The 6,847-nt window shown below is 70.2% G+C and carries 8 protein-coding genes; 3 read left to right on the forward strand and 5 right to left on the reverse strand.

Going from position 1 to position 6,847, the window contains the following annotated elements:
* Positions 1-254: 254 nt before the first annotated feature.
* Together FV222_RS13750 and FV222_RS13755 are read right to left on the reverse strand one after the other, a co-directional pair.
* Positions 255-980, reverse strand: a complete 726-nt coding sequence (locus FV222_RS13750) for a hypothetical protein (RefSeq protein ID WP_147762011.1) — start codon at positions 978-980, stop codon at positions 255-257.
* Between the two features lie 46 nt (positions 981-1,026).
* On the reverse strand, positions 1,027-2,118 hold the full coding sequence (locus FV222_RS13755) for an AI-2E family transporter (RefSeq protein WP_147751201.1): 1,092 nt from the start codon (positions 2,116-2,118) through the stop codon (positions 1,027-1,029).
* A gap of 181 nt (positions 2,119-2,299) precedes the next feature.
* Between FV222_RS13755 and purM the strand changes: the two genes are divergently transcribed.
* Together purM and purN are read left to right on the forward strand one after the other, a co-directional pair.
* Complete coding sequence (purM, locus tag FV222_RS13760; RefSeq protein ID WP_147751200.1) at positions 2,300-3,367, forward strand: phosphoribosylformylglycinamidine cyclo-ligase; 1,068 nt, start codon at positions 2,300-2,302, stop codon at positions 3,365-3,367.
* Positions 3,367-4,023 (forward strand): phosphoribosylglycinamide formyltransferase, encoded by a 657-nt coding sequence (purN, locus tag FV222_RS13765; RefSeq protein WP_147751199.1) that lies wholly within the window; start codon positions 3,367-3,369, stop codon positions 4,021-4,023. The genes purM and purN overlap by 1 nt, the downstream gene beginning before the upstream one ends.
* A gap of 52 nt (positions 4,024-4,075) precedes the next feature.
* Here the strand turns inward: purN and FV222_RS13770 are convergent, their stop codons facing one another.
* Entirely contained in the window at positions 4,076-4,438 is a 363-nt protein-coding gene (locus FV222_RS13770; RefSeq protein ID WP_147751198.1) for a hypothetical protein, read from the reverse strand.
* A gap of 178 nt (positions 4,439-4,616) precedes the next feature.
* On the reverse strand, positions 4,617-5,039 hold the full coding sequence (gene ndk / locus FV222_RS13775) for a nucleoside-diphosphate kinase (protein ID WP_147726086.1): 423 nt from the start codon (positions 5,037-5,039) through the stop codon (positions 4,617-4,619).
* A 230-nt stretch (positions 5,040-5,269) separates the two neighbouring features.
* On the opposite strand from ndk, the gene FV222_RS13780 reads away from it, so the two are divergent.
* Positions 5,270-5,776, forward strand: coding sequence for a DUF2147 domain-containing protein (locus FV222_RS13780; RefSeq protein ID WP_147751197.1), 507 nt, complete (start codon positions 5,270-5,272; stop codon positions 5,774-5,776).
* A 55-nt stretch (positions 5,777-5,831) separates the two neighbouring features.
* On the opposite strand, the gene FV222_RS13785 is transcribed toward FV222_RS13780, so the two are convergent.
* A complete protein-coding gene (locus tag FV222_RS13785; RefSeq protein WP_147814670.1) occupies positions 5,832-6,467 on the reverse strand; it encodes a glutathione S-transferase N-terminal domain-containing protein in 636 nt (211 codons plus the stop codon).
* Positions 6,468-6,847: the final 380 nt, after the last annotated feature.

A 6,847-nucleotide genomic window follows, 5' to 3' on the forward strand; every position in this document is an offset into this window, starting at 1 on the left:
GGGCGCGGGCGGGCGGCGCGCGCCGTACGGTGCGCTTGGGCGTCGCCTCGTCGCCGGCCTCGACGACGTCGTCCGTCCGGTCGCGATCGAGGGCGTCCACGTTCGATTCGATATCCGACAACCCTGCCACTCCTCACCTGCCGCCTGTCGCGGCGTCCCTAACATGGGTGGTCCGCCGGAATGCGACATTGCCGTGACGGTCGGCACGCGACCCTCGCATCCGAAGCGCGCCGACCGCCGCCCATGCGTGGCGATCAGTCGTCCTCGCCGTCCTCTTCGTCGTCCTCGCCGCCTTCGGCGATGCCAAGGCGTTCGAGCACCGCCAGCGCCAGCGGCCGGGTGATGCGGCGACCGCGGCCGAGGGCGTCGCGATCGAGTTCGGCCACCACCTCCCGCGCCCGCCCGAGCGAGCGGTCGATGCGGAGCGCCAGGGCGTCGATCACACGCAGATCCACAACCAGTTGCCGATCTACAAACAGCTTCACCATCACCGCGCGGAGCAGGGCGTCGTCGGGCTCGCGGATCGCCACGCCCGGCGCGAGCCGAAGGCGCGAGCGCAGGTCCGCAACGGTCAGCCCGATCTGGTCGATCGCCGCGCCGCTGGTCAGCAGCACCGGGCATTTGCGCTCCCGGGCGAGGTTGAGCAGGTGGAACAGGGCCGCCTCGTCGCGGCCGGGGCGGTCGATGTCCTCGATCACCAGGGCGCCGTTCGAGACGCAGTGGGTCACCGCCTCCGCCGTGACGTCGGCGGCCGACACGGTCCAGGCATGAGCCCGCGTCGCCCAGATCGAGGCGAGATGGCTCTTGCCGCTTCCGGGCGGCCCGGTGAGGACCAGCACGGTGTCCGGCCAATCGGGCCAGGCCTCGATCGACGCGTAGGCGGCCTCGTTGGCCGTGCCGACCAGGAAATCCTCGCGGCCGTAGCGCGGATCGAGCGGAAGGTCGAAGGCCAGTTGCTTCGGGGGGGCGTTCTCGCGCATGCGGCGTCCAGGGTGACCCTGCCGGCCCGACAGTCAAGCGTCCCGCTCAGGCCCGCGGCACCTCGATCAGCACCGGCTGCTCGGCATGGTAGAGCCGGCTCTGCAGGTAGCGCGAGAGCGCGAAGCGCACGAGGACGCCGATCGAGGCCGCCACCGGCACCGCCAGGAGCAACCCGAGGAACCCGAACAGCGAGCCGAAGGCGAGCAGCGCGAACATCAGCCAAACCGGATGCAGGCCGACCGATTCGCCGACGAGCTTGGGCGCGATCACGTTGCCCTCCAGGAACTGGCCGACCAGGAACACCCCGACCGTCAGCCCGAGATGCAGCCAGTCCGAGCCGGGCCAGAACTGAACCAGCGCGACGCCGACCGAGAGCAGGAAGCCCGTCAGCGTGCCCACGTAGGGAATGAAGGTGAGGAAGCCCGCGATCAGGCCGATCAGGACGCCGAAGTTCAGGCCGACGAGCCACAGGCCGAGCGCGTAGAAGGTGCCGAGGATCAGGCAGACCAGCGTCTGCCCGCGCACGAAGCCGATGATCGCGCGGTCGATCTGCGCCGCGAGCCGGCGCACCGTCGCGCGGTGGCGCGGCGGCACCCAGGTGTCGAGCGTGGCGATCATCCGGTCCCAGTCGATCAGGATGTAGAAGGCGACCACCGGCGTCACCACCAGCAGCGAGACCAGCGAGATCACCGCCTGCGAGCCGGACCAGATCGACTTGAGGAAGGCGAGCAGCCACGCGCCGCCCTGGGTCGCGAGCGTCCCCACCGAGGCTTGCAGCTCGTTGACCACGTCGGCGCCGCCGAGCCGCTGCAGCACCGGGCCAGCGCGCTCGGCGATGATGCCCTGCAGCCGCCCGATCATGCCGGGCAGGCTGTTGACCAGGGCCGCGACCTGGTTGGCGGCGAGCGGCACCACGATCAGCAGCGAGACGATCAGGCCGGCGACGAACATCGCCAGGATCAGCAGGCTCGCCGTCAGGCGTCCGAGGCCGAGGCGTTCGAGGCGGTCGGCCAGGGGGTCGAGCAGGTAGGCCAGCGCGATCCCGGCGACGAACGGCAGCATCACCTCGCGCAGCAGGTAGACGACGATTCCGAGGGCGACGAGCACCGCCAGACCGATCACAGCCCTCGCGCGCATCGACGCCCTCCCCACCCGACAGAGCGGAGACAGTGGGAAGGCGTCTCCGCACGGTCAAGGCTGCCGGCGGCGCCGACGGGGCACGGAACCGATCCGGGTGGGTCGTTTTCTTGTGAGCCGACGGGTTCGGTCGGCGCGAAACTCGGCTAAAGCATCCGCGGACCACAGGAACGGGACGCCGATGACGGCCGAGACCACGAACGGGCTGACCTACGCGCATGCGGGCGTCGACATCGACGCCGGGAACGCGATGGTCGAGACGATCAAACCGCTGGTGCGCGCGACGCGCCGGCCCGGCGCCGACGCCGAGATCGGCGGGTTCGGCGGCCTGTTCGACCTGAAAGCCGCGGGCTTCAAGGATCCGATCCTGGTCGCCGCCAACGACGGCGTCGGCACCAAGGTGAAGATCGCGATCGAGACCGGCCGGCACGACACGATCGGCATCGACCTCGTGGCGATGTGCGTCAACGACATCATCGTCCAGGGCGCCGAACCGCTGTTCTTCCTCGACTACTACGCCACCGGCAAGCTGGTGCCGGGCGTCGGCGCCGACATCGTCCGCGGCATCGCCGAGGGCTGCCGGCAGGCCGGCTGCGCGCTGATCGGCGGCGAGACGGCGGAGATGCCGGGCCTCTACGACGGCGCCGACTACGACCTCGCCGGCTTCTCGGTCGGCGCGGCCGAGCGCGGCACGCTGTTGCCGAAGCCCGGTATCCGCGCCGGCGACGTGGTGCTCGGCCTCCCCTCCTCCGGGGTGCACTCGAACGGGTTCTCGCTCGTCCGCCGCATCGTCGCGCGCACCGGCCTCAACTGGGACGCGGCCGCGCCCTTCGCCACCGGCAAGACGCTGGGCGAGGCGTTGCTCGAGCCGACGCGGATCTACGTGAAGCCGCTGCTCGCGGTGCTGAAGGCCACGGACGGGATCAAGGCGCTCGCCCACATCACAGGCGGCGGCTTCCTGGACAACCTGCCCCGCGTTCTGCCCGACGACGTCGGCATCGCGATCGACCTCGACGCGGTGCGCCCGCCGCCGGTCTTCGGCTGGTTGGCGCGCGAGGGCGGCGTCGCCGAGTCGGAGATGCTGCGCACTTTCAACTGCGGCGTCGGCATGGTGCTCGTCGTCGCGAAGGATCGCGCCGAAGCGGTGTCGAAGGCGCTCGGCGAGGCCGGCGAGGCGCCGGTGCGGCTCGGCGCCATCACCGCCCGCGGCGCGGAGCCCGTGACCTTCACCGGCCGCCTCGCGCTCTGATGGCGACGAAGCCGAAGACCCGCGTCGCGATCCTGATCTCGGGCCGCGGCTCGAACATGGTCTCGCTGATCGAGGCGGCGAAGGCGCCGGGCTATCCGGCCGAGATCGTGCTGGTGCTCTCGAACCGGCCGGACGCCGCCGGCCTCGCTCACGCCCGGTCCGTCGGCATCCCCGCGCACGCCATCGACCACAGGGCCTTCCCCGACCGGGCGACCTTCGACGCCGCCCTCGATGCGGAGCTGCGCGCTGCCGGGGTCGAGCTGGTGTGCCTAGCGGGCTTCATGCGCGTCTTCTCCGCCGGCTTCGTCGAGGCCTGGGCCGGACGAATAATCAACATCCATCCCTCCCTGCTGCCGCTGTTCAAGGGCACGCACACCCACGCGCAGGCGCTCTCCGCCGGCGTCCGCCTCCACGGCTGCACGGTGCATTACGTGGTGCCGGAACTCGATGCCGGCCCGATCGTGGCGCAGGCGGCGGTGCCGGTGCGCGCCGGCGACGACCCCGACAGCTTGGCCGCGCGGGTGATCGTGCAGGAGCACCGCCTCTACCCCGCGGCGCTCGCCCTGGTGGCAGGCGGCGGGGCGCGGCTGCAGGGCGATCGCGTGGTGATCGAGGACGACGGTGCTGCCGCCGACGCGGCCCTGTTGAGCCTCTGAACCGCTCTTCCCTCCCGGCTTCTGCGAGGGAGGGAGAATGTGCGTTCGATCGTCAGACCGGGCGCTGCAGCTTGCACGCGTCGAGGGCGTTCAGCGCCTTGGCGCGGGCGGAATCGTTGAAGTAGCCGGTGGCGCGGTAGGACTCGATCTCGGACTCGTCGAGCGAGCGCATGGTCTGCTTCGCGTAGCAGCCGCAGGGACGCTCCAGCGAGGCTTCCGGCGCGCTGGTGAGGCGGGCCTGCACCACGGCGCAGGCGTGGCGCACGCGGCCTTCGAGGTTCGCCTTCGGCGCCGTGCGCAGCGCCGGATCGGGCTGGTACTGCTCGAACGGCGCAGAGGAGCCGCTGGCGAGGGCGGCGGTCGCGGCGAGCGAGAGCAGGCCGGCGGCGATCAGGGACAGGCGGCGGGTCGTCATGGCAGGTCCGTTGGCGAGATCGGGAAATCCGATGCCGTTGGACTCTTTGGCCGCACGCTTCGTCAATGGCGGTGCGGCCACACCGCCCCCCATTCCGGGCGGTGTGGCATTCGACAGGGTCGAAGGCGTCGCCGGTGTGCTCCGGCGACCACCCTCGGCCGAGATGTCTGCGTGGACTTCAGCCGACGATGTCGGAATCCTGGAAGAACTGCGCGATCTCCATCTTGGCGTTGTCGGCGCTATCCGAACCGTGGACGGTGTTCTCGCCGACCGACTCCGAGAAGGTCTTGCGGATGGTGCCCTCGGCAGCCTGGGCCGGGTTCGTCGCGCCCATCACCTCACGGTACTTCGCCACGGCGTTCTCGCCTTCGAGCACCTGAACGACCACCGGGCCGGAGGTCATGAAGGTCACGAGCTCGCCGAAGAACGGGCGCTCCTTGTGGATCTCGTAGAACTTCTCGGCCTGGGCCTGGCTCATCTGGATGCGGCGCTGGCCGACGATCCGCAGGCCCGCCTTCTCGATGACCGCGTTGACCGCGCCCGTGAGGTTCCGCTTGGTCGCGTCGGGCTTGAGGATGGAGAAGGTGCGCTCGGTGGCCATGGTCAGTCCGTTCGGGAGAAAAGAAAGCCGCCCTGAGGCGACCGGGAAAATCGCTTTCGCGCCGGGCTTATAGCGGGGGCGCCCACCGCCCTCAACCCGAAGCCGAATCAAGCTCGGCCATGGCGTGGCTGCAACACTGCCGAAAATTCGCCTGAATGCGAAGGCTTCAGTGTCGCCACGAACTCCACCCGCCCCGCGCCGTCAGGCGCCAGCTTCGGAGCTTAAGCCACATGCGTCTCGCCCTCGCCTCCGCCCTCCTCCTCACCGGTCTCGCCTCGGCTCACGCCGACGCGGGCAAGGACCCCTCCGGCACCTGGCTCACGGAGGACGGCCGCGCGAAGATCCGGATCGACCGCTGCGGCGCCGGCCAGGCGCAGGTCTGCGGCAAGGTGGTCTGGCTCAAGGTCGCCACCACGGAGGCTGGCACGCCGCGCACCGACATCAAGAACCCCGATCCGAAGAAGCGCTCGCGGCCGGTGCTCGGCCTGCCGCTGATCGAGGGGCTGCAGCCCGACGAGGCGAAGTTCTCGGGCAGCATCTACAACATCGAGGAAGGCAAGATCTATCAGGTCAGCCTCGAGCGCGAGAACGCCTCGGAGCTGTCCGTCTCCGGATGCCTGCTCAAGGTGCTGTGCGGCTCGCAGACCTGGACCAAGGTTCCGGACGTGAACCAGCAGGCCGCCAACACCGCGTCAGAGCCGGCGCCGCAGAAGCCGGCCAAGCCCGCCGCGAAATAGGCCGAAGCAGCCTCGCGCGGACCCCGCATCATGGTGGGTGCTCCGCCCGACGACGCTAGATCGCCGCCAACCCGCGCTGCACCGCCGGCCGCGCCAGCACCCGGTCGAGCCACGCCTTCACGTTCGGCAGCGCGCCGAGGTCGACGCCCTGCTTTCCGGTGAACTTCGCCCACGGCACCGTCGCCATGTCGGCGATGGAATAGTCCCCGGCGAGGTACTCGCGATCCGCGAGCCGCCGGTCGAGCACGCCGTAGAGGCGATTGGTCTCGGCGGTGAACCGTTCGATCGCGTAGGGGATCTTCTCCTTCGCATAGATCTTGAAATGGTGGGTCTGGCCGAGCATCGGCCCGAAGCCGGCGCATTGCCAGAACAGCCACTCGTCCACCGCGACGCGGGCGCGCTCGTCGGTCGGGTAGAACCGACCGGTCTTGCGCCCGAGATATTGCAGGATCGCGCCCGACTCGAAGATCGAGACCGGCTCGCCGCCGGGTCCGTCGTAATCGACGATCGCCGGGATCTTGTTGTTCGGCGAGATCTCAAGAAAGGCGGGCGCCATCTGCTCGCCCTTGGCGATGTCGACCGGCACGACGCGGTACGGGAGGCCGCACTCCTCCAGCATGATCGGGATCTTCCAGCCGTTCGGCGTGCTCCACGTGTGGAGGTCGATCGGTTTGCCGGTCACGGCCGCCATCGCTTGCCTTCGCTCTCGCCGGATCGGCCAGCCGACACGACGGGCCTGGCTGCCGACGGTAGCTACCGCGGAACTCGCCGCGTACTCAAGAGCGCCAGGCCACCACTCACGATTTCGAGAGGCGGGGCCGGCGGCTGTTGGCACGGAGGCGCACGGCCTTGTTCCCGGGCGCGCTTGCCGCTGTGATGGTGTGAGGTTCGCCGCATCGGGATTCGATGGGCCGCCACGGAGGGTCCGCCGTCATGTTCGCCCGTTTCCTCGCGATCGCCGCCTTCTCTGTCCCGCTGGCCCTGGCCCAGCCGGCCACGGCCAAGGAGGCGCCCGCGGCCAAGCCGACCGAGACCCCGATGGCGGCGCCGGCCACGCCCGCCGCCATCGGG

This window comes from Methylobacterium sp. WL103 (genome assembly GCF_008039885.1).
Taxonomy (GTDB): domain Bacteria; phylum Pseudomonadota; class Alphaproteobacteria; order Rhizobiales; family Beijerinckiaceae; genus Methylobacterium; species Methylobacterium cerastii.

What these genes read in the sequence shown, in the direction of transcription:
- FV222_RS13750 (WP_147762011.1), bottom strand. Translation starts at nt 980, where the DNA reads ATGCGCGAGAACGCCCCCCCGAAGCAACTGGCCTTCGACCTTCCGCTC.
- FV222_RS13755 (WP_147751201.1), bottom strand. Translation starts at nt 2,118, where the DNA reads ATGCGCGCGAGGGCTGTGATCGGTCTGGCGGTGCTCGTCGCCCTCGGA.
- purM (WP_147751200.1), top strand. Translation starts at nt 2,300, where the DNA reads ATGACGGCCGAGACCACGAACGGGCTGACCTACGCGCATGCGGGCGTC.
- purN (WP_147751199.1), top strand. Translation starts at nt 3,367, where the DNA reads ATGGCGACGAAGCCGAAGACCCGCGTCGCGATCCTGATCTCGGGCCGC.
- FV222_RS13770 (WP_147751198.1), bottom strand. Translation starts at nt 4,438, where the DNA reads ATGACGACCCGCCGCCTGTCCCTGATCGCCGCCGGCCTGCTCTCGCTC.
- ndk (WP_147726086.1), bottom strand. Translation starts at nt 5,039, where the DNA reads ATGGCCACCGAGCGCACCTTCTCCATCCTCAAGCCCGACGCGACCAAG.
- FV222_RS13780 (WP_147751197.1), top strand. Translation starts at nt 5,270, where the DNA reads ATGCGTCTCGCCCTCGCCTCCGCCCTCCTCCTCACCGGTCTCGCCTCG.
- FV222_RS13785 (WP_147814670.1), bottom strand. Translation starts at nt 6,467, where the DNA reads ATGGCGGCCGTGACCGGCAAACCGATCGACCTCCACACGTGGAGCACG.